The organism is Capnocytophaga sp. G1920 (assembly GCF_051417515.1).
In genome coordinates this window covers 25,894-46,996 of the sequence record NZ_JBPRKH010000020.1, presented here as the reverse complement: position 1 = coordinate 46,996, position 21,103 = coordinate 25,894, and the positions used below count along the sequence as shown (strand labels likewise).

General features: G+C 37.2%; 22 protein-coding genes and 1 other RNA gene. 10 read left to right on the top strand and 13 right to left on the bottom strand.

The genetic code is table 11. From position 1 onward, the window contains the following. Window positions 1–262 precede the first annotated feature (262 nt). Window positions 263–709 (bottom strand): PIN domain-containing protein, encoded by a 447-nt coding sequence (locus tag ACSQ7D_RS10675; protein WP_289013703.1) that lies wholly within the window; start codon window positions 707–709, stop codon window positions 263–265. Window positions 710–715: 6 nt separating this feature from the next. Beyond that, window positions 716–997 (bottom strand): hypothetical protein, encoded by a 282-nt coding sequence (locus ACSQ7D_RS10670; RefSeq protein ID WP_002679587.1) that lies wholly within the window; start codon window positions 995–997, stop codon window positions 716–718. 834 nt (window positions 998–1,831) lie between these two features. Between ACSQ7D_RS10670 and ACSQ7D_RS10665 the strand changes: the two genes are divergently transcribed. After that, window positions 1,832–3,964 carry a family 65 glycosyl hydrolase domain-containing protein gene (locus tag ACSQ7D_RS10665; protein WP_437136221.1) on the top strand — a complete coding sequence of 711 codons (2,133 nt, stop codon included), beginning with the start codon at window positions 1,832–1,834 and terminating at the stop codon, window positions 3,962–3,964. On the opposite strand, the gene ACSQ7D_RS10660 is transcribed toward ACSQ7D_RS10665, so the two are convergent. Together ACSQ7D_RS10660 and ACSQ7D_RS10655 are read right to left on the bottom strand one after the other, a co-directional pair. Further along, window positions 3,957–4,664: a WG repeat-containing protein gene (locus tag ACSQ7D_RS10660; protein ID WP_002674413.1), complete on the bottom strand. Its 708-nt coding sequence runs from the start codon at window positions 4,662–4,664 to the stop codon at window positions 3,957–3,959. The two genes, ACSQ7D_RS10665 and ACSQ7D_RS10660, sit on opposite strands and share 8 nt — an antisense overlap. A gap of 20 nt (window positions 4,665–4,684) precedes the next feature. Then, window positions 4,685–5,476 (bottom strand): hypothetical protein, encoded by a 792-nt coding sequence (locus ACSQ7D_RS10655; protein ID WP_323984577.1) that lies wholly within the window; start codon window positions 5,474–5,476, stop codon window positions 4,685–4,687. Window positions 5,477–5,657: 181 nt separating this feature from the next. Between ACSQ7D_RS10655 and ACSQ7D_RS10650 the strand changes: the two genes are divergently transcribed. The 3 genes from ACSQ7D_RS10650 (at window position 5,658) to ACSQ7D_RS10640 (ending at window position 7,809) form a co-directional block, all read left to right on the top strand. Beyond that, window positions 5,658–5,990: a hypothetical protein gene (locus ACSQ7D_RS10650; protein ID WP_437136220.1), complete on the top strand. Its 333-nt coding sequence runs from the start codon at window positions 5,658–5,660 to the stop codon at window positions 5,988–5,990. Window positions 5,991–6,105: 115 nt separating this feature from the next. Further along, a complete protein-coding gene (locus tag ACSQ7D_RS10645) occupies window positions 6,106–6,924 on the top strand; it encodes a class I SAM-dependent methyltransferase (protein ID WP_437136219.1) in 819 nt (272 codons plus the stop codon). A 372-nt stretch (window positions 6,925–7,296) separates the two neighbouring features. Continuing rightward, window positions 7,297–7,809 carry an OmpH family outer membrane protein gene (locus ACSQ7D_RS10640; RefSeq protein WP_002674408.1) on the top strand — a complete coding sequence of 171 codons (513 nt, stop codon included), beginning with the start codon at window positions 7,297–7,299 and terminating at the stop codon, window positions 7,807–7,809. Window positions 7,810–7,926: 117 nt separating this feature from the next. Here the strand turns inward: ACSQ7D_RS10640 and ACSQ7D_RS10635 are convergent, their stop codons facing one another. From ACSQ7D_RS10635 to ACSQ7D_RS10605, 7 genes are all read right to left on the bottom strand, one after another. Continuing rightward, window positions 7,927–8,592: a LysE family translocator gene (locus ACSQ7D_RS10635; protein ID WP_016478315.1), complete on the bottom strand. Its 666-nt coding sequence runs from the start codon at window positions 8,590–8,592 to the stop codon at window positions 7,927–7,929. A 122-nt stretch (window positions 8,593–8,714) separates the two neighbouring features. After that, window positions 8,715–9,281, bottom strand: coding sequence for a hypothetical protein (locus tag ACSQ7D_RS10630; RefSeq protein ID WP_437136218.1), 567 nt, complete (start codon window positions 9,279–9,281; stop codon window positions 8,715–8,717). A 22-nt stretch (window positions 9,282–9,303) separates the two neighbouring features. Beyond that, on the bottom strand, window positions 9,304–9,828 hold the full coding sequence (locus ACSQ7D_RS10625; protein ID WP_009419578.1) for a hypothetical protein: 525 nt from the start codon (window positions 9,826–9,828) through the stop codon (window positions 9,304–9,306). Window positions 9,829–10,243: 415 nt separating this feature from the next. After that, complete coding sequence (gene rnr / locus ACSQ7D_RS10620; protein WP_437136217.1) at window positions 10,244–12,472, bottom strand: ribonuclease R; 2,229 nt, start codon at window positions 12,470–12,472, stop codon at window positions 10,244–10,246. 535 nt (window positions 12,473–13,007) lie between these two features. After that, entirely contained in the window at window positions 13,008–13,202 is a 195-nt protein-coding gene (gene rpsU / locus ACSQ7D_RS10615) for a 30S ribosomal protein S21 (RefSeq protein WP_002674401.1), read from the bottom strand. 101 nt (window positions 13,203–13,303) lie between these two features. Beyond that, window positions 13,304–13,876, bottom strand: coding sequence for a TatD family hydrolase (locus ACSQ7D_RS10610; protein ID WP_437136216.1), 573 nt, complete (start codon window positions 13,874–13,876; stop codon window positions 13,304–13,306). Window positions 13,877–13,905: 29 nt separating this feature from the next. Then, the gene (locus ACSQ7D_RS10605) at window positions 13,906–14,385 is read right to left on the bottom strand and encodes a CAP domain-containing protein (RefSeq protein ID WP_002674397.1); all 480 of its coding nucleotides are present in this window, start codon (window positions 14,383–14,385) and stop codon (window positions 13,906–13,908) included. A gap of 160 nt (window positions 14,386–14,545) precedes the next feature. Here ACSQ7D_RS10605 and ffs point away from each other — a divergent pair. Further along, an RNA gene (ffs, locus tag ACSQ7D_RS10600) (signal recognition particle sRNA small type) lies at window positions 14,546–14,644 on the top strand. 27 nt (window positions 14,645–14,671) lie between these two features. Here the strand turns inward: ffs and ACSQ7D_RS10595 are convergent. Next, on the bottom strand, window positions 14,672–15,397 hold the full coding sequence (locus ACSQ7D_RS10595; RefSeq protein ID WP_178958040.1) for a molecular chaperone DjiA: 726 nt from the start codon (window positions 15,395–15,397) through the stop codon (window positions 14,672–14,674). Between the two features lie 87 nt (window positions 15,398–15,484). Continuing rightward, entirely contained in the window at window positions 15,485–16,345 is an 861-nt protein-coding gene (locus tag ACSQ7D_RS10590; RefSeq protein WP_437136215.1) for a hypothetical protein, read from the bottom strand. Window positions 16,346–17,036: 691 nt separating this feature from the next. Between ACSQ7D_RS10590 and ACSQ7D_RS10585 the strand changes: the two genes are divergently transcribed. From ACSQ7D_RS10585 to pgi, 5 genes are all read left to right on the top strand, one after another. Next, the gene (locus ACSQ7D_RS10585) at window positions 17,037–18,326 is read left to right on the top strand and encodes a M23 family metallopeptidase (RefSeq protein WP_111972081.1); all 1,290 of its coding nucleotides are present in this window, start codon (window positions 17,037–17,039) and stop codon (window positions 18,324–18,326) included. 47 nt (window positions 18,327–18,373) lie between these two features. Continuing rightward, window positions 18,374–18,823: a hypothetical protein gene (locus ACSQ7D_RS10580; protein ID WP_009410492.1), complete on the top strand. Its 450-nt coding sequence runs from the start codon at window positions 18,374–18,376 to the stop codon at window positions 18,821–18,823. 100 nt (window positions 18,824–18,923) lie between these two features. Beyond that, complete coding sequence (locus ACSQ7D_RS10575) at window positions 18,924–19,202, top strand: type II toxin-antitoxin system HicA family toxin (protein ID WP_111972083.1); 279 nt, start codon at window positions 18,924–18,926, stop codon at window positions 19,200–19,202. Then, on the top strand, window positions 19,183–19,449 hold the full coding sequence (locus ACSQ7D_RS10570; RefSeq protein WP_053581315.1) for a hypothetical protein: 267 nt from the start codon (window positions 19,183–19,185) through the stop codon (window positions 19,447–19,449). The genes ACSQ7D_RS10575 and ACSQ7D_RS10570 overlap by 20 nt, the downstream gene beginning before the upstream one ends. 28 nt (window positions 19,450–19,477) lie before the next feature. Further along, on the top strand, window positions 19,478–21,097 hold the full coding sequence (gene pgi, locus ACSQ7D_RS10565; RefSeq protein WP_437136214.1) for a glucose-6-phosphate isomerase: 1,620 nt from the start codon (window positions 19,478–19,480) through the stop codon (window positions 21,095–21,097). Window positions 21,098–21,103: the final 6 nt, after the last annotated feature.

Here is a 21,103-nt window from a genome sequence, read left to right as displayed (position 1 = left end):
ATATTTTTGGGCAAAGATAGTAATAATTTGTTAATTAGCTAATTTTCAAATTAGCAAATTACAGTGACTATAAAATTGGACTGCGGATAAATAGGCTTATTTTTTTTGGGGGCGAGAATATCCATTCGAGAATAGTGCGAAGATGTACTATTAAAAAAGCGGCTCAATATAGCAATGAAAAGCAAAGGAAGCAACAAAACATATAGCATATTCTTTATGTGGGAGGAGAGTTTCTTCAACTGAAATAAGTAAATTAGAGGTTTTATTTTTTGTAGAGATGTTCGCTCAGTTCTTCTGTAGAAGTAAAGAAATGTCCGTAACCTTTTTCGGTAAGACCCTTTACAAGAAGTTTGTCAGAAGTCCATATTTTGTGTTTGATTTGCAGATGAAGAGCAATAAAAGGATAATCTTTTATATCTATATCAGCAACTATTTCTTTTGCTTTAATAGCATTAACTTTTTTTACATCTTTTTCACTTACAATGGTAACACCTTCTAATAGCTTTTTAAAATCGGTTAATAGTTCCTTTTTTGTTTTCTGATTTTTAAAGCGTTTTACCAAATCAGGAATGTGCTCGGTTACTTCGGCAATGAGATAGTCAGGCACTATATATTGTATTTTCTTCCTTTCGGCTAATATAGAAGCTGTACGTCCTGTAGGATTTACAAGAGCACTCATAAAAATGTTACTGTCGGCAATGATAATCATATAATATTAAATATTAAAATGTTTATCCCAACGTTTAGCTATATTGTGATTTATCTTTTTAGAAATTGTCATCACAAACGCGTAATCCTCAGGGGTCATTTCTTCTTCTTTAGCGGCTTCTACGATTTCCTCAGGGGTCATTTTTAATACTTTAGAAGCGTCTAACACTTCCTGAGAATACTTAGGCTCTTTTTGCTTTGTAACTTTTACAAAATCGAGTGTTTTAAGATATCTCACAAGGTGTAGTGCTTGTGGATTGTTATCAGCAATGGTAATTGTGTAAGGCATAATATTTTCTATTTTCGGCAAAGATACAAGATAATTAGCAAATGAGCAAATTTGTGCAAAATGAGAGTCGCACAGGCAGTGTGAGCTACACGGGCAGTGCGAGCCACACGAGCGGGAAAAAATTAGCAGATTAGCAAATGTGGAAATTAGAAAATTAGGAAATGAGTAGTGATAAAAATCGTTTTTTGATAGGTCAGACTTGTTGGACAAATCGGATAGGTTAGAGAGAGCGGAAGGAAACGGAGAAATTCAAAAGAGAGGAAGTAGGGTTTTTGATGAAAAAAGGGTGTAAGAAGGGTGGGGTTAGCTTATAGAGAGCTTATAGGAAGCTTATACGAATCTTGGACGATTGGTATAGAAAGGGTATATAAAAAGTTGATTCATAATATAATACAGCGATGTAAAAAATGGTAAAAAGAAGGTTTCGAGGCGAAAGAAAGAGAATCCTCACCCCGTCCCTCTCCCAAGGAGAGGGGGTATAGTGACGAGTAGAGAGCGACGAAAAAAGGGGAATGTAGTGACAGGAAAGGGGAAGAGAAATCAGAGGATTAGCAAATTTGGAAATGAGAAAATGGGGTGGTGCGAGCTACACAGGCAGTTAAATTAGCAAATTTGAAAATGAGAAAATGGGTGATGTGGGGCTTAGGTCATAGGTAATACGGGAAAAAAGTATGAAAGAAAAAGGAAATGTGGAGATGGAAAAAGTGAAGGTATGATGGAAAAGTGTAATGGTAATGATTATTGGGTTGGGTATTTATGAGCTAATTTTACAAATTTGCTCGTTTGCTAATTATCTTCTACCTTTGCACTTTAAACTTGTGAAGACTAATAGCTATGAACACGTGGAACATTATCGTAGAGGGCTTTAATAAAGCTGAGGTTACCAAACACGAAAGTATTTTCAGCCTTGGAAATGGGGCTATGGGAATGCGCGCTAACTTTGAAGAGGACTATACGGGCGATACACTTCAAGGGAGCTATATCGGTGGGGTGTATTACCCCGATAAAACCCGAGTGGGTTGGTGGAAAAACGGCTACCCTGAGTACTTTGCCAAAGTGCTTAATGCGCCCAGTTGGATAGGACTGCACATCAAAATAGACGGGGAACTATTAGACTTAAACACTTGTTTGGAGGTAAAAAACTTCTGCCGACAACTGAATATGAAAGAGGGTTGGTACGAGCGAAGTTTTACGGCTACACTTCGTAACGGTGTGGAAATTGCTGTAAAAGTGGTACGTTTGCTCTCGTTGCGTTATGATGAAGTAGGGGCTTTACGTTATGAGATTAGTCCTCTTAATACTAATACTTCCATAGAAATAGAAAGCTACTTGGACAGTGGTATTAAGAATAATGATGCTAACTGGGACGAGCATTTTTGGAATACTTTGGAAATTTCTTCGGAAAACAACTGCGCTACTATACTTGCTGAAACTAAAAAGACAGCCTTTAAAGTGCAAACCTTTATGGAAAATCATCTTTTTATAGAAGGAAAAGAACTGAATATCAGTGGAAAAGAAAATAGAAAGGAGAACTATATAGGGTTGCAGTATGAAGTAACTGTTAAGCAAAACCAAACCTTTCGTATTGAAAAATATGGTGGCTATACACCTTTGACAAAGTCTAAAACTTTGTCAAAGGTGCGAGACGCACAGGCATTAACATTTGAGGGGTTATTGGAGATGCAGAAAGAAGATTGGGCGGCGATATGGGAGACATCGGATATTGTGATTGAAGGTGATGAGAAAGCGCAACAAGGTATCCGGTTTAATATCTTTCAGCTGAACCAAACGTATCAGGGCAAGTATGCCCATTTGAACATAGGACCTAAGGGTTTTACGGGGGAAAAGTACGGTGGTAGTACCTATTGGGATACTGAGGCTTATTGCCTGCCTTTTTATATGGCTACCAAAGGCGCGGAAGTAGCTCGCAATCTGCTGTTGTACCGCTATAAACAGTTGCCACAAGCTATTGAAAACGCCCAGAAACTCGGTTTTACTGGCGGGGCTGCACTCTATCCTATGGTAACGATGAACGGTGAAGAGTGCCATAATGAATGGGAAATTACCTTTGAAGAAATACACCGCAACGGGGCGATTGCTTTTGCGATTTATAACTATACACGCTATACGGGCGATGAGTCGTACCTGAAAGAATATGGAATGGAAGTGCTTATTGCTATTGCACGTTTTTGGGCACAGAGAGTCAATTTTTCAGAAGAAAAGAAACAGTACGTAATCTTAGGAGTGACGGGACCTAATGAGTACGAAAACAATGTGAACAATAATTTCTATACGAACTATCTTGCCTCTTGGTGTTTGAGTTATGCAGCGACTACGGCACTGAAATACAAGAGCGAAAAGCAATGGGTGACTATTAAAGAATTGAAGGAGTGGAGTGATATTGTGGAACATATGTACTTACCTTATAGCGAAAAGTATGATGTATACTTGCAACAAGACGGTTTTTTGGATAAAGACTTGAAGCCTGTAAGTACCATTCCTACTGGGGAGCGCCCGCTCAACCAACATTGGTCGTGGGATAGAATATTGCGTTCACCTTATATCAAACAGGCAGATACGTTACAGGGGTTTTATTTCTTTGAAGAGCGATTTACCAAAGAACAACTCCAAAAGCACTATGAGTTTTATGAGCCTTTCACGGTACACGAGTCGTCACTTTCACCTTGTGTGCATAGTGTCCTCGCCTCAGCCTTAGGGAAGACAGAAGAAGCCTACGCGCTCTACCTGCGTACAGCTCGGCTTGATTTGGACGACTACAACAAGGAGGTACACGAAGGGTTACACATCACCTCGATGGCAGGCACGTGGCTCAGCATTGTAGAGGGCTTTGCTGGTATGCGTGTAAAGAACGGTGCACTAACGTTTACGCCTCGCTTGCCTAAACAATGGAAGCGTTTATCGTTTAAAGTGATATTTAGAGGAGAGGTAAAAGAAGTGATTATTTAAATGACAAAAGATTACCTTCTTTATCTATATTTACCTCTCTGCCTTTCTTTATGAGGATATAGTAATAATCTTCCCATTCCTCATTGCTTTTAGTATAGGGTTCAGCCTGTTCGTATTCAAAAGGAATGATTGTATTACCGAGATTATCAATCATTCCCCATTTACCTTTATACTTCACCATTGCCTTTTTACTATCGTTGAAATCATCAGCATCATCATATACAAAAGGCAATACTACTTTACCTTTAATATTTAAATAGCCATACTTATTACCTTGTTTAGCGCGAGCTAGACCACCGAAAAAGAGGTCTATTTCGTCATACCAAGGGGTGAGTGTTTCGTTATTAGTACTAAGAAGTTTTTTCTTATCATTGAGTTGTACAATAAAAACACCTTCGGAATACGAAATAAAATTATACTGAGCAGGAATGAGTTCTTCACCCGAAGGGCGTATCACCCCATATAAATTATTAATAGTAACATCATAAAAAGGTATTCCGGCAGAAGGGTAGATGTTGATATAATCATACTTCAAAGGTGCTACGACGGTACCTTCGGCATTTACGAGTCCGTATTTATTATCTTTTCTTACCATTGAAATTCCGTTTTGAGACGGATATACCTCATCGTATTTTCTGCGCCAATCGGTATTACAAGCCGTACAGAATAAAGCTAAAGTAATAATAAATAGTCTTTTCATAAGTATATGTATTTTTAATATTAGTATTTTATTTCTCTTTCTGTAAATCCTACGATATATCCATTGACGAATACAATGCGAGTAACCCAATTACCTTGCTTATCAAAAGTATGTTCAAACTTCTGGTTATTTACGCCGGTAGGAATGCCTTTTTTATCATATGTATAATGCATTACATCGGGTTTGGTGTTCCCCTCAGCAATACTGCGTTCCACTACCCTACCCTCACGGTCGTAACGCACTGAGATGCGCATCTCGGTAGGTGGATTTCCTTCGGTTACCATTTTGAGCAAAGTGCGCTGGTTATTTTTATCAAACTCCTGGAATACCTTCGCTTTGCTATCGGGTGTTACTAAGAGACCTTCGGTAGGGTTACCGTTGGCGTCCCACTTGTTAAAAGTATAGGTTTGTGTAGGCGAAGCACTACCCTCCATCATTGTACGATAAGTTACTAAATGCCCTTGGTTATTATATTCATAGAGTCCTGTAGAACTCTGTATACCTCCGTGAGCCATTCTCAATATTTTCACTTGTAGAGGTTTTTGCTCAGCATTGTAAACATAGTCGTAACGCAAAGTAATACCACTGTATTTTTGTTCTAACTGCAAGGTGTTTCCTTCTTTATTAAATTCATAATAATTTTCGGTTGCAAGACGTTTTTGTTTAAGATTACCTTGAAAGACGTCATAAGTACGTTCGACAAGAGCTTTTGCTTTACCATTGAGTTCTTTCTCCAAACGTGTAGCTGGAGTATTGATAATTTGTGCCATTCCGATAAAAGGAAATAACAACAGGATTAAAAACTTTTTCATACTGATATATTATTATTTTACGCCGACAAAGGTAATAAATATTTTTTAATAAAGCTATATATTCAATTCATAAATGTTCCACGTGGAACATTTATGAATTGGCGATTGAGAATTGATAATTAAGAACTCATTTGTTTATCTGCTATTTTCTCACTACTTTTGCCGCATACTTTTTACTTATATGAATCGGTTTATAGTAAACAGATATTTAGTGCCTAAGGGTTTTAGTGGTATTACCCTCTACCCTTTTATATTTACTAATGACCAAAAACTATTGAAAGATACACAATTCATCAACCACGAACGCATACATTTAGCTCAGCAACGAGAACTCTTGGTAATATTTTTCTATATATGGTATCTTGTGGATTTCATACTGAAATATATTAAGTATAAAGATAAGAAGAAAGCTTACCATAATATCATCTTTGAACGTGAAGCCTACGAGAATGATTACAACCTTGAATATTTGAAGAAGAGAAAAGTGTTTGCTTTCTTACGAGGTAAGAGGTAAGAAGTAAAAGACAAAAAGTAAGTATATAAGAAATGTTCCACGTGGAACATTATCAATTGATAATTCACAATTGATAATTGACAAGTAGTAACTAACGAGTAAACACTAATAACTAATGACAATTAAAGATTATAGCGTATCACAAGAGGATTTTACCCTCGTATATGATTCAGTATTAAAACTTTACCGCACTACTCCCCTACCTAATGACCTTAAAAAATACTATGAGAGTGAGGATTATATTTCGCATACAGACAGTCGTAGAACACTATTTGATAAACTCTACCAATGGGTGAAAAGTTATAACTTAAAGCACAAAATAAAACTCATCAAACAATACAAAAAAGGAAATGTTCGTCTGCTTGATATAGGTGCAGGTACAGGCGACTTTGTGCGTAGTGGTAAAGAGTGTGCTCATTGGGAGACTATGGGCATAGAACCCAGCGAGAAAGCACGTACGAAAGCAAAAGAAAAAGGAGTTTTGTTACAAGCTGATTTTAGTAACCTCCTCCCCCACTCTTTTGATGTGATTACTATGTGGCACGTATTGGAACACGTACTCGATGTAACACAAGAAATAGAGCTCATCAGTAACTTACTGAAAGAAGACGGCTTAGCTGTTATAGCTGTACCTAATTATCGTTCGTGGGACGCACAGCATTACGGAGCCTACTGGGCAGCCTATGATGTACCCCGACACTTATGGCATTTTTCTAAGGATAGTATCGAACAGCTTTTTGCCAAAGAAGGTTTTGAGTTGCTTGCTACCCACCCTATGCTTTTTGATGCTTTTTATGTGAGTATGCTTTCCGAGCAATATAAAACAGGAAAGAAACATTTTCTTAAAGGTTTCATCAACGGACTCCGTTCAAATTATTATGGTTGGAGGAAAAGAGAATACTCATCGCAGATTTATGTTTTAGGTAAGAAATAAGAGGTAAGAGTTAGAAATTGTCTATTTTTTTATATTTCTGAAGCTAAAAATAGTAAAAACTTAAAATAAGACGTTTTTATAAGACTTCTCAACTATTACCTTATACTTTATTACTTTTTAAAAAATAATACTTAAAACAAGCTGTAATAAAGTCAGTTTTGATAAAATACACTTATAGAAGATTGTTTCTGATATAGAATAAATTTATATAAGGTAAAAGAAGGTAGTAAAATGTTTCACGTGAAACAAGGTGTAATGAATAGTGACGAAAGAGAGTATTTTCATTTTTTTAGTAACAAAATTAAAAAATATTTCTTTTACACGTAAAACTTTCTTACTTTTGCCACGTAATTCAAATTAAACATTATAAAAATGAAAAAACTCATCTTAACAGGCGTAGCACTGCTCGCCCTTACTGCTTGTACCGACAAGGTGGCGTTTGTAGATAACTCTAAACTTCTAAACGACTATCAAGAAAAAAAAGACATCGAGGCAAAACTAAAAGGACAAATTAGTGCCTACGAACGAAAACGCGACAGTATTTCAATGGCGTTCCAAACTGAAGCGCGTGCTTTCGACGCTCAAGCTAAAACTCTCCCTCAGAACGTAGCTCAGAAAAAATACAACGAACTGATGCAAAAAAGCCAAATATTGCAACAACATTTGCAACAAGAAGAACAAAAAATACAAATGGAAAGCCAAACTCAAATGGATTCTTTACTTAGCAAAGTGAAGAAAAACATTAAAGAATACGGAAAACAAAAAGGTTACACCTTTATTCTTGGTGCTAACGACGGCGGTAGTGTACTCTACGGTAGTGAGAAAAAAGATATTACTAAAGAAGTTACTGAATACTTAAATAATCAATACAAAGGTAAGAAGTAATAAGGCCACAGGCATTAGGTCATAGGCAATAGAAAATAGACTTTGTCAAGAGGTAAAGACCCGTGTGGCTTACAACTTTTGACAAAGTTTTTTATACACTACTTGTGTGAGTTGTACTTAATCAGTTAATTGTAATACGTTAGGAAAGAACGCTTGGAGTATCAGGAAAACTCCAAAGACTAACAATATAATGCTAATGGCACGTTTGATTTTGTAGATATGAAAAGCAGTAAGTCGGTTTTTAAGTTTCTTAGCAATGAGAATTTTAAAGATATCTATTGCAAAGTATACTAGGATAATAGAAGTAAAAAACACCAATATCCTACTGGCATTCATATCAAGCTTAGGACCAAAAACAATAATAATTCCCAACCAAAAACCCAAAACGCCTATGTTGATAAAATTCAGTAGAAAACCTTTGATAAAGAGAGCTACATAGTTCACTTTTTCAGCTACTTGCAAATAGGCATTCTCTTTGTTATCTATTGTTTTCTTGAAGTCTTTTTTCAGTTTGATGAACGAGATGAGTCCGTAAGCTATCATTATGAGTCCGCCAGCGAAGAAGAGCTTAGGGTCGTCCTTAATTTCGCGTAGCAAACTGCTAGTAGTGAAATAGACAATGAGAATGAAAACAGTATCTGCCAGTACTACCCCTGAATTGAAAGCAATAGCTGCCCTAAATCCTTTAGTAATGGCTGTTTCCAGCAATACAAAGAACACAGGACCTATGGTAAAAGCTAACAACAAGCCCAAAGGTAATGCAAGCAATACATCCGCAAACATCTATTTCTACCTAAAATTTGATTAACTGCACAAAAGTACTAAAAAACTACTGAATCACAAAAAATAAGGGAGAAGTTTTTAATACCTCTCCCCTACTCTATTGGTATTGTGATAATTATTAACTATGGCTTAATAATTTCATTTACTTGTTTTAGAGTTTCTTCATCTTTCAAATCAACCAATTCATCAAGATCTTTAGAAAGATAAAAAGCTCTTACATCAGGTACATAGACCATATAAGTCTTGCAAACAGTTCCACAACCACCAGCTTCAGCACAATCGTAAAGCAGCTTTCCACAACTATAATCTCCATTACAACCCTTTGTCCAATCTCCACCTTTAGCCCCTGTACAAGATACTGTATATGTCTCTTTGTCAGAGCGAGAAGCTTGTTGCTCTTCATATTTACCAGCAACGTCAAAACCTACACCCCAGCTTGATTCAGCAATGATACTTGACAAGAAAGTGATGGTATTGTCATCTTTGTTTAATTTGTATGAGACAAGTAATACTTTCTCATTTGGAACAAAGTCTACTGATTTCTCTGATACAGTTTCAAAGAACTCCTTATAAGTCATTGACTTATTTTGCAAATCTTGCAATGGATCTTGATTTTTATCCTTAGAGCAAGATATAAAGGCTATGCTTAAGCATACCATTAGAAATGAAAATTTAAATATTTTTTTCATAGTGAAAAATTTTAAATTTAAACTAAAATTCTCCTTCAACTTTTGATGACACTAATTCATCAATATTAGCTGATATATAAAAAGCTTTTATATCTGGAACATAAACCATATTAGCTTTACAAACAGTTGCACATCCTCCTTGATTCAAGCAACTTTTAACTACACCTAAACAACTATATGCTTCACATTTTTTACTCCAGCCTTTATCACAAGTTACAATATAATCATACTTTCCTCCTTCACGAGAAGCTTCAAGCTCGTAATGCTTAACTATAGCATCCCAAACTACTTTTTCACTGGGAAAAGCCTCAGTACTTGACAATAAAGTAATAGTCTCATCTTTCGCATTAAATTCGTAAGAGATAAAAAGTACCTTATCTTCTGGAACACTTACTTCTTTTTCTGAAACAGTTTTAAAGAAGTCTTCATAAGTCATTGACTTATTTTGCAAATCTTGCAATGGATCTTGATTTTTATCCTTAGAGCAAGACACTAACGCTACTATAAAACATAGCATAAACAACGAAATCTTTATGAGTCTTTGCATACTAATTTTTTTAGTTAAAAAAATACTTCTTTTGCACGTTCTTTTTATGAAGACAGTAACCCGTAGCTCAGTTAGGGGAAGTTATTTTTAAGGAAAAATTCTCACTATATTTTGTTTATAGAAGAAAACAACAAAATATATCTCCAAAGGAAAGAATATCAATATCAGTCATAGGCATTAGGATTTTATAGGACAAAGGTATATTATATTTTTATAACTTCCAAATATTTTTACAACTCTTTTACTATCATTCTACAAAATAGCTTATAATTATTTATATATCAATATTTTATAAATATACATTATTACTCAATATATTATTAAAAGCATAAAAAAACTTTGCCAAAGGTACGAGCCGTACGGGCAAGAAACTTTAGCAAAGTATGCGATTCAAAAACTGCTTGCTGTGCTATGACTAATCTACCAATTCAAAGTCTAATTGCTTTTTCATCAGGTCAGTGTTTTTCACACGTATCATTACTTCATCACCAAGCTGATACATTTTGCCAGTGGCTTGTCCTACCAAGGCATATTGTTGTTCGTCGAAAGTGTAATAATCGTCTTTGATGTCGCGAGCGCGTACCAATCCTTCGCATTTGTTCACGGTAATTTCTACATAAATACCCCATTCGGTTACACCTGAAATCACTCCTGCAAATTGCTGGTTTTTATGCGCTTCCATATATTTCACCTGCATATATTTGATAGAATCACGCTCGGCTGAGGCTGCTAAACTCTCCATTTGTGACGAGTGTTTGCATTTGGTTTCATATTCGGCTTCGGGTTGTGAGGGGGCATTATCTAAATAGAGTTGCAAAAGACGGTGTACCATCACATCGGGATAACGGCGTATAGGCGAGGTGAAATGGGTATAATAATCGAATGCTAAACCGTAGTGTCCTATGTTTTTGGTAGTATAAGTAGCTTTTGCCATTGAACGTATTGCCAAGGTATCGACTAAATTCTGTTCTTTCTTGCCCTTTACTTCTTCTAACAAATTATTAAGTGAATCGGTAGTGGTTTGACGGTTTTTCAAATCTAAACTATAGCCAAATCGGTTAATAACCGTGTTGAACTGTTGTAGTTTTTCGGCATCGGGTTCATCGTGTACACGGTATACGAAAGTCTTTTTCATTTTGGCTACATACTCGGCTACCTTTCTGTTAGCCAAGAGCATAAACTCTTCAATCAGCTTGTTGGCTTCCTTACTTTCTTTGAAATATACCCCTATAGGGTTACCATTCTCATCGAGGTCAAATTTCACTTCTACTTTATCAAAAGTAATAGCTCCCAAACGCATACGTTTACCGCGAAGTTTTTCAGCTAAGGTATTGAGCGTGAGAATAGCCTCTACTACCTCAGCAGGTACTGCACGTTCTTTATCGGTAATAGAAGTTTTGGCAGGAATGGTGTACCCCTCCCCTACTTTGGCTTGCTCTATTACTGATTGTGCTTCTTCGTAAGCAAATCTAAATGACGAGTGTGTTACAGTGCGTCCTATCCAAATATCTACCACTTCAGCTTTTTTATTCATCTCAAACACTGCCGAAAAGGTATATTTATCTTCATCGGGGCGGAGTGAACAAGCGAAGTTACAGAGTATTTCGGGCAACATTGGCACTACCCTATCTACCAAATACACAGAAGTAGCACGGTTATAGGCTTCCTCGTCTAATATAGTACCTTCTTTCACGTAGTGCGATACATCAGCAATGTGTACGCCAATTTCGTAATTGCCATTTTCTAATACTTTGAATGACAGTGCATCATCAAAGTCTTTCGCATCACGAGGGTCGATAGTGAAAGTGAGGGTTTCGCGCATATCACGACGGCGGGCAATCTCCTCATCGGTAATGGAAAGGTCTAACTTTTTAGCAAAGGCTTCTACCTCTTCTGGATAGGTATAAGGCAAACCGTATTCGGCTAAGATAGAGTGCATTTCAGTAGTTTGCTCTCCTGGTTTGCCGAGTATCTGTTCCACTACCCCCATAGGAGAATCGCTTTTGTCTTTCCAATCTTCTATGCGTACAATCACACGGTCGCCGTCCTGAGCGCCATTGAGTTTGTCTTTCAGCACAAAGAAATCAGTATACATACGGGCATCAGTAGGAACAACAAAAGCAAAGTTTTTGTGCATCTGCACCGTACCTACAAAGCGCACTTTGTTGCGTTCTAGTACCTTACTAATTTCTCCTTCCATCTTATTGCGATTTCTAAAACGAGGAAATACATACACTTCCACCAAATCGCCGTGGAGGGCTTTATTTAGGAAATTCTGTGCTACAAAAATGTCGTTGTCTAAACCATCAACTATTACATAACCATTGCCGCGCGTACTCACATCAAGCGTGCCCACATAGTAGTGTTGCATAGGGATAGCTTGATACTTCCCGCGATCGATTTCTACAATGCGTTTTTTTTCTTTCAGTTGTACGAGTTGTTTCACCAGCATATCACGACGTGGTGCATCGGTAATGTGGAGTTTGGCAGCGATTTGCTTGTAGTTAAAGCTCTCTTCGGGGTGTTCTTGTAACACCGAGAAAATCGCTTTGATAAGCTCTTGCTTGTTGCGTTTAGCTAAACTCTTATTCTTTTTAGGTTTTCCTAATTTTCCTTGCTTTTGAGTTTTATTTGTTTTTTTCATATTGCAAAAGTAAATATTTTTGAGTTATCAACAATCACCAAATTATAAATTGAAAAAGATTTCTTTCTAAAAAAAGAAGGGTTATTATTATGATGACGTTCATAAGAGGAATAAAATTAGACTGAAAAACTTGCTTTTTTCAGTTTAAGGATATTATGATTAGTTATCAACAATAAAAAGTGATTTACGGTTTTTTAAATGAATATTTTAAGCAAAATTGTTGATAACTCTTTTTGATATTATGCACAACTTTTTGTTGAGAACTTTTCATTGGGCAGATTGTTCATAACTGACAAAAAGTAGTGGATATTTTATAAGAAATAAATTTGCTTTTTTCATCTTCATTTTTGTATACACAGAAAACATAAAAGAGCAAATATTTTAGTGTTTTTTCTTCCTCAAGTTATGCACAATTTAAGAATGGACAATGAACAATACCGATAAGGATAATGAACAACACTTAAATAAAAAAATAGGAACGAATATTAATTAATCCGTTCCTACTTTAAAAAAAATTGAATATCTCCACAATGAACTATACTTCTTCTTGATCTTTCAAGTGCTGAATGTATTGTGCTTTTTGGATTTCGGCTCTTCTGCGTACAGAAGGTTTAGTGAAATGTTGTCTTTCACGTAGTTCACGTACTACACCTGTACGGTCGAATTTGCGTTTATAACGTTTTAAAGCTTTATCGATGCTTTCTCCGTCTTTTAAAGGAATTATTAACATAAAGATACACCCCCTTTCAATTTTCAGGGCGCAAAGATATGAAGTAATTAGCAAACGAGCAAATTTTTTAAGTAGAAAATTTTAGATTTAAGTTTCAGACCTTAGATAAGTCTGGCTTGTTTGACTTGTTTGATAACTAATGGTTGAATACTGTCATCACTTTCAAAAAACCGATATTCAGGAGGGATTTTCTTAAAAACTTCTTGCAATTGGTAAGAATAGAGTAGGGGAGTGCCAAAAGAAATGGCAATGCCGTGAGCGATGAGCTCTTGTGCAACTTTTAAGTTTTTTCTAAAACCGTGCAATATCCATAACTGTTGTGAGTGGGTGCGCTTGCGGAGTTGTATTACCTCGGCATAAGCTTTCACACAGTGAATGATAAGTGGAAGCTCTAAACTTTCGGCTAATTCTATGTGTCTTAAAAAGATTTCTTGTTGTAAGGGTAGGGGAGAGGTAACGTTCTTATCGAGACCACATTCACCTATAGCCCAGCAGTTGAAATGCTGGGCTAAGGATATGAGTGCATTCCACTGCGCCTCAAAATCGTTTAAAAACCAAGGGTGAATACCTACTGAGAAAGGTTCGCTGGTATCGGCGGTAAGTGGATACTGATTGCGAATCACCAAAGTATCGGAAGTTGAGTGCTGGGTATGCGAATGAACGTCGAGATACATTGTTTTAAGAGTTAGGAAGCAGTTAGAAATTAAGGATAAGGAGCAGCGAAGAGTTGCGTCCAATATTTACCGCTACGAGCAACACCTACTTCGGTAACTTGGGCATTCATAATATTAGCGCAATGTAAAGGACTTTCGAGCCAACTTTTCATCGCTTCTTCTTCATTTTGTTGTCCCATAGCTACATTTTCAGCCCACGTAGCCCATTTATAACCGGCGTTAGTAAGTCTTCTACCAGGATCTTGTCCGTTTTTACTATAGTGAGTTAATTCGTTGCGTTTAAGCATATCGTCACTATGGGCTTTGGCTACTTTTTCTATTGTTTTATTCCACTTTACAGGAGGTACGGGTTTAAAATAATTACTACCACAATTGCAGCCTTTTTGTCGTTGCTGATTGATAAGGGTGAGCATCTTGTTAGAGCTCGAACCTGTGGTCTCACTATCTTGTGATTTACTACATTGTAGCGATAGGAGCGCTAAGAATAAAAAGAATAGTTTTTTCATTATTGATATTTAATATTTTTTTTTGTTTTTTAACTGTTTTAACCAGATTTTGGAAGGTTGTTATACAACACTTTTGGTGCAAAAGTAATAAAAATATAGCTACTAAGCAAGAAAAAAAATAGAAAAAATTTGCTATGTAATAAAAAAGTTGTACTTTTGTCGCCGGCAAGTCCTACACGACCAGCTCCTGAAAAATCCTCCAGGGTGGGAACACAGCAAAGGTATTCGGTTGTAGCGGTGCGATGTAGGTAGCTTGCCACTTTTTTGTTTATAGGGGTAAGCTATTTGGTTAGTTCATTCCTCTTTGGCGTGCGATTTGTTCATAGGCTTGTTGTACTTGTTTGAACTTTTCTTCGGCGCCTTTTTTTATGGCTTCATCTTCTGTAATCACTCTATCGGGGTGATATTTTTTTGCCATATTTCTGTAAGCTTGTTTTACTTCGGCATCAGTAGCTTGGGGGCTTATACCTAAAATAGCATAAGCATTTTCATTGGGAGTTTGGGTATAGCTATTACTACCATAAGTGTTAGCAAACATTGCTTTGATGCTTATAAAATCACTCTTTTCTATCTGGAAGTAATAGGCTATTTGCTCTATTTGTTGTACTTCGTCTTGGCTTACTACTCCATCGGCTTGAGCAATACCAAAGAGAAAATAGAGGATTTGCAAGCGTGTTTCGTAGGTAGTACGCGCACGTACGTACATTGCTACTCGGGGAGCTTCTATCTGGCGTCCTTTTATTAGTTCATTAAAACTGCGAAACACGGCATTGGCGCGTTCTTTACCATAAAGGCGTACGAACTGCAAGCGCACGAAATCTAATTCGGCTTGGGTAACACGTCCGTTGGCTTTGATAACTAAGCTACAAAGTGAGAGGAGATTCAGCTCGAATGTAGCGGGTGATATGTTTTGCTGAAATGGGTTGCGAAAGGGCTGCTCGGTGGGTAGCTGTTGGGTGAGTTGTCTAAAAAGCCAAAAGAAAAAAAGAAATATAAGAATAGAGAATAAGCTCATACGATAATAAATTTTAATAATGCTGATAATGCCAATAATACCAGAAATGCCAATAATGCCAATAATTAGATATGAAGTTAATTTACACTAATAATATGTGATTTCTCTTTCTATGATATATACTAATTTGCCTTCGGAAAAGCATTTCTTCTCTATCCAATTACCTTTTTCATCGTATTGATAAGAAAAGGTATAGTTTATTTTCTTTGCTTTATTATGGGTCTTCTTTTCGAAGATTAAGAGCATTTCAGTAGGAAAAGGCTCTTTTTTATAGGTATACACTGTTTCGAGGCTTTTATTCTTTTCGTTGGATTTGGTTATTTGGTGGGTAACAAATCCGTTTTTATTATACTTTGTCTTCTTGGTGTATTTTACTGATTTATCGGGATTGTAGACTTTGGTTTCGAGTTGGTTACCCCTCTTGTCGTACTTATATGAAGAGTAGTTTTTGATACTTTCATCGGTGTTGTAATAAGTAGCATAGGTAGGGTAACTGCGTTTGTTTGTATCACTTGAAAGTACTAAATATTCTTTACCTGTTTTAGGGAAGTAGACAGTTTTCTGCATTTTTTTCTCTTTATCGTCATAAGTAAGGGTGTACTCACGCAATAGAGTATCGGTTTCGTCGTATACTTTTAAGTTTGTTTCTCGGTTATTATCGTCGTAAGTTACTTCTGTTTTAAGGTTGAATACATTTCGGTCGGCAAACATAATTTGTTGGACAACATATCCTTGCTCATTGGCTAAGATAAACAGATTTTCATCGTAATAGAATTTCTTTACAGCTGTTTTTTGAATGCGGTGTTTTTTGTTTTCTTTTACTTGATAAGGGATAACGCGCACGGATTTTACGTTTCCTTTTAAAAAGAGTTCTTTGAGCAAAAATATGTTCTGCCCAAAGGTATTAGTAGCTGTTAGTAGGGCAATGAGAGTATAAATATATTTCATAATAATTTGTTTTATGGGGGCAAAGATAGGAGGTAATTAGCAAATGAGCAAATTTGGGAATGAGATGTGAGGCCTAAGGCCACAGGCCACAGGCTATAGGCAGGGAAAAATGAACAAATTTGGAAATGACAAAATGAGAAAAGGAAGAAGAGTCTGGTTAGGAGCTCTCGGGGAGACTCGGGAAAGTGAGCCACACAGATAGTTTTTAAGAGAAATAGGGATAAGGATTTTCAAAAAGAAAAATTTACTATTGTATAGGTAGCTTGGACGAACCTTAAACGAACCTTGAACGAATGTTGGACGATAGATGGCACTTTTTTGGGAGGAGGCATTTTGTGAAATGGAGTTTTGGTGGAAAAATGTACTACTTATGTTGCTTGTACGGTAGAAAAATGTACTGAGTAGGGGAGAGGGCATTTGGGTATGGCTGGGATTTAAGAAAAAGATAAGGTGAAGGGTAGTAGTAAAAGTGTTGAAAAAGAGGACATAGAAGCATTTTGCGAGAGTTGAGGTATACAGCTTAATACATTAATTATGAATAAATTAAAGGAGGTATACGCAGTTTTTTTAGTTTTTTTATTTGCGTAGTTCATTTTTTATTTGCACCTTTGTAAGATTTTTTGATACACTTGCGCCTTAAATGGCTTGGTGTTTGTGAACTAAAAAATGTAAAAACAGAAACAGAAAACTTATGATGAAGAAAGTCCTTTATTTTTCATTTTTTGCACTTCAGCTTTCGGTATTCACGGCTTGTAATGATACCCCTAATGCTGAGAAGGCAACAGCTTCGGCTACTGTTGAGGCACCTAAACCTCCGGTGTATGAATTTGGTTTCAACCTGAATGATTACACGATAGTGAAAGATACGATTAAGCAAGGTGATACCTTTGGTAAACTATTAGAAGAGAACAATATAGGAGCGGTGGATATTCATAATATCACCCAAAAAACCAAAGGAGAGTTTAACCCTAAGAATATACGTACGGGTAAGGTTTACGCTTTTTTGTACGATAAAAAAGACCCCTCGAAACCCCATAGCTTTATCTATCAGCCGAACGTTACAGATTACGTAGTGGTGCGTCTTGGAGACTCGGTTCACGCTTACAAAGCGCAACGCAAAGTAACGATTGTGGAAAAGGCATTGGCAGGAAATATCAACAGCAATCTTACAGTTGATGCGCTTGCGGCGGGTATCAGTGCGAATGCTACTTACCAAATGGGACAGATTTTTGATTACACCATCGACTTTTTCCGCTTGCAAAAGGGTGATAATTTTAAGATTATTTATGAGGAACGTTATGTGGACGACACTATTTTTGCGGGAGTTGAGAAAGTGAAAGCGGCTTATTTTGAGTGGCAAGGGAAACCTTATTACGCTTTTAACTTCACTACCGATTCGGCAAAAGGTACAAATGGCTATTACGACGAAAAAGGGAATATGATGAAGCGAATGTTTTTGAAATCGCCTTTGGATATCTTCCGCATTACGTCTAAATTTGGAATGCGTTTTCACCCTGTGCTTCACCGTATGAAGGGACATTTTGGTACCGACTATGCAGCGCCTACGGGTACGCCTATACGGGTGACAGCATCAGGAACGGTGATTGAAGCGGGCTATAGTTCGGGTAATGGTAACTACGTGAAGGTACGCCACAACAATATGTATACAACACAGTACTTGCATATGTCGAGAATATTGGCACGCAGAGGACAACACGTATCGCAAGGACAGGTGATTGGACTTGTGGGAAGTACAGGCTTGGCAACAGGTCCTCACGTGTGTTATCGTTTCTGGAAGAATGGAAGACAAGTAGACCCACTCAGAGAAAAGTTACCAGAATCGGTGCCTATTGATGCGCGACTTAAAGCTAAATATTTGAAGGAGATTGCGCCACTAAAAGAACAGCTTGATGCGCTAAAAGCCACTCCTATTGAAATGGAAGAGGAGGTAACGAATGTACAAAAGCAAACGGTGTCGTAACAATGGTTAATGATTAGTGATTAATGGTTAATTAAACAGAAATACAAATGAAAAAGTTTATTTTTTATCTATTGGCTCTTGTGGGCTTTACCGCCTCAGCACAAGTGTATGAATTTAAAGTAGTAACCGCTATTGAATCGGTGGTACCTTCGGGAGCAGGACGTTCGCGACTTATCTCGGCTAATGAAACACGCAATTATAAAGAATTTACCACTACGCGCTCGGAAGAAGGAGACGAACGCAACAAAAGCGACCGTGATGAGATTCGCGTAAGAGGCTTTGATGAGACCAAACTCCTCAACTTCTTTAATCTCGGGGGGATTCGTTTTCAGAACATCGCTGCCAACGATGCTCTTATCACTTCTAAGTTGAACACAATGAGTGAAGAAGGCTGGGAACTTGCTTTTGTTACCAGTGGAGTAGAGAGCAATGCAGGAAGCAATGATTCTACTGGTATTTTTATCACCCGTTTTGTGTTTAAAAGACTGAAAAAGTAAGTTTCATTAAGTAATTTGTCAATTAGCAAATTAGCTAAAGGTGAGACGTCATTATTTTGTAGTTTTGCACTCTGAAAAATAATCTAAAACAAATAGTGAAGTGAGTAAAAAAGAAAAATTAATTGACCGTATTCAAGAGCTACCAAAGGATTTTACTTTCAATGAATTGGATACACTTTTAACATACTTTGGTTTTGAGAAAAGTAACAAAGGAAAAACATCAGGATCAAGGGTTAAATTCTATCACAGCGAAAAACAAAAACAATATTTAGCACATAAACCTCATCCTTCTTCCATTATCAAAGAAAAAGCATTGAAAGATATTGTAGATTTTTTAATAAAAAATGATTTTATAAAAGATGAAAACACTCAACTATAAAGGCTTTATAGGAAGCATCGAAAAAGAAGAAGATAATACTTTCTATGGAAAAGTATTAGGCTTAGATAAAGATACGCTCATCACCTATCAAGGAGACTGCTTAGAGGACTTAAAAAATGACTTTATGGAAGCAGTAGATGACTATATTGCTCATTGCAAGGAATATAATATTCCTTTACAAGACAAAAAGACTTCTACGCTAAACACTTTTGTAAGAGAAACTTTACAAAAGGCAGCTGTAATGTAAGATAATAATACAATTCATTATAAGAAAAATGTTAAAAAATAGTAATCCAACACAAACCAATGCTTGGAAAGCATTGCAAAAACATTTTGCGGAAGTAAAAGACCGCCATATGCTTTCTCTATTTGAGAAAGACCCCACTCGCGCGGAGAAATTCGCCATCAAATGGCACGACTTCTATGTAGATTATTCTAAAAACCGCATCGATGAGGAAACTATGAAACTCCTCGTGCAACTCGCTAACGAATGTCACCTTAAAGATGCTATCGAAAAGTACTTCGGTGGCGACCTTATCAACAACACCGAAAAACGCGCGGTTTTGCACACTGCCCTTCGCGCGCCCGAAAACAGCGTGATAAACGTAGATGGCAAGAATGTAATGCCCGAAGTAGCGGCTGTAAAACACAAAATCAAACAGTTCAGCGAAGAGGTCATCAGTGGTAAACGCAAAGGTTATACTGGTAAAGCCTTTACCGATGTGGTGAACATTGGTATTGGTGGGTCTGACCTCGGTCCGGCAATGGTAACTGAGGCGCTTAAATTCTATAAGAATCACCTCAACGTACATTTCATCAGCAATGTAGATGGCGACCACGTGCTCGAAACTATCAAGCACCTCAACCCCGAAACTACTTTGATAGTGATTGTTTCTAAAACTTTTACAACGCTTGAAACCCTTTCCAATGCACTTACTGTAAAAGAATGGTTCCTAAAATCGGGTAGCGAAAAAGATATTGCTAAACACTTTGTAGCAGTGTCTACTAACTTGCAAGAAATCGACAAATTCGGTATCGACTCTGATAACGTATTCCCTATGTGGGACTGGGTAGGTGGACGCTTCTCGTTGTGGAGTGCCGTAGGTCTCAGCATTGCCCTATCAGTAGGTTATGACAATTTTGATAAGTTGCTCAAAGGGGCTCACGCTATGGATGAGCATTTCCGCACAGCTCCTTTTGAGAAGAACATTCCAGTAGTCTTGGCATTGCTCAGCGTGTGGTACAACAACTTCTACGGAGCCGAAAGTCAAGCGATTATTCCTTATACTCAGTATTTACACCGCTTGGCAGCGTACCTACAACAAGGTATAATGGAAAGTAACGGTAAACAAACCGACCGTGATGGCAACCCTGTAAGTTATCAAACTGGGGTAATTATCTGGGGTGAACCAGGAACGAACTCTCAACACGCGTTCTTCCAGCTTATTCACCAAGGTACTAAATTGATACCTACTGACTTTATTGGCTTTAAACACTCATTGCACGGTAATACCGACCACCACAACAAGCTAATGGCTAACTTCTTTGCACAAACCGAAGCCCTTTTAAAAGGTAAAACCGAAGCCGAAGTACGCAAAGAAATGGGTGACAAGGTAAACGAAGCCTTAGTGCCCTTCAAAGTGTTTACAGGGAACCGCCCTACAACCTCTACCCTCATTGATAAACTCACCCCTGAAAGTTTGGGTAGCCTTATCGCTATGTATGAGCACAAGATATTTGTAGAAGGTGTGATTTGGAACATCTATAGTTACGACCAATGGGGTGTAGAGCTCGGTAAACAGTTGGCAAGCAAAATTCTTAAAGACATCGCCGCTACCGAACTTTCTGCTCACGACAGTTCCACAACCAATTTACTAAAACAATTCAAAAAATAGAAATCT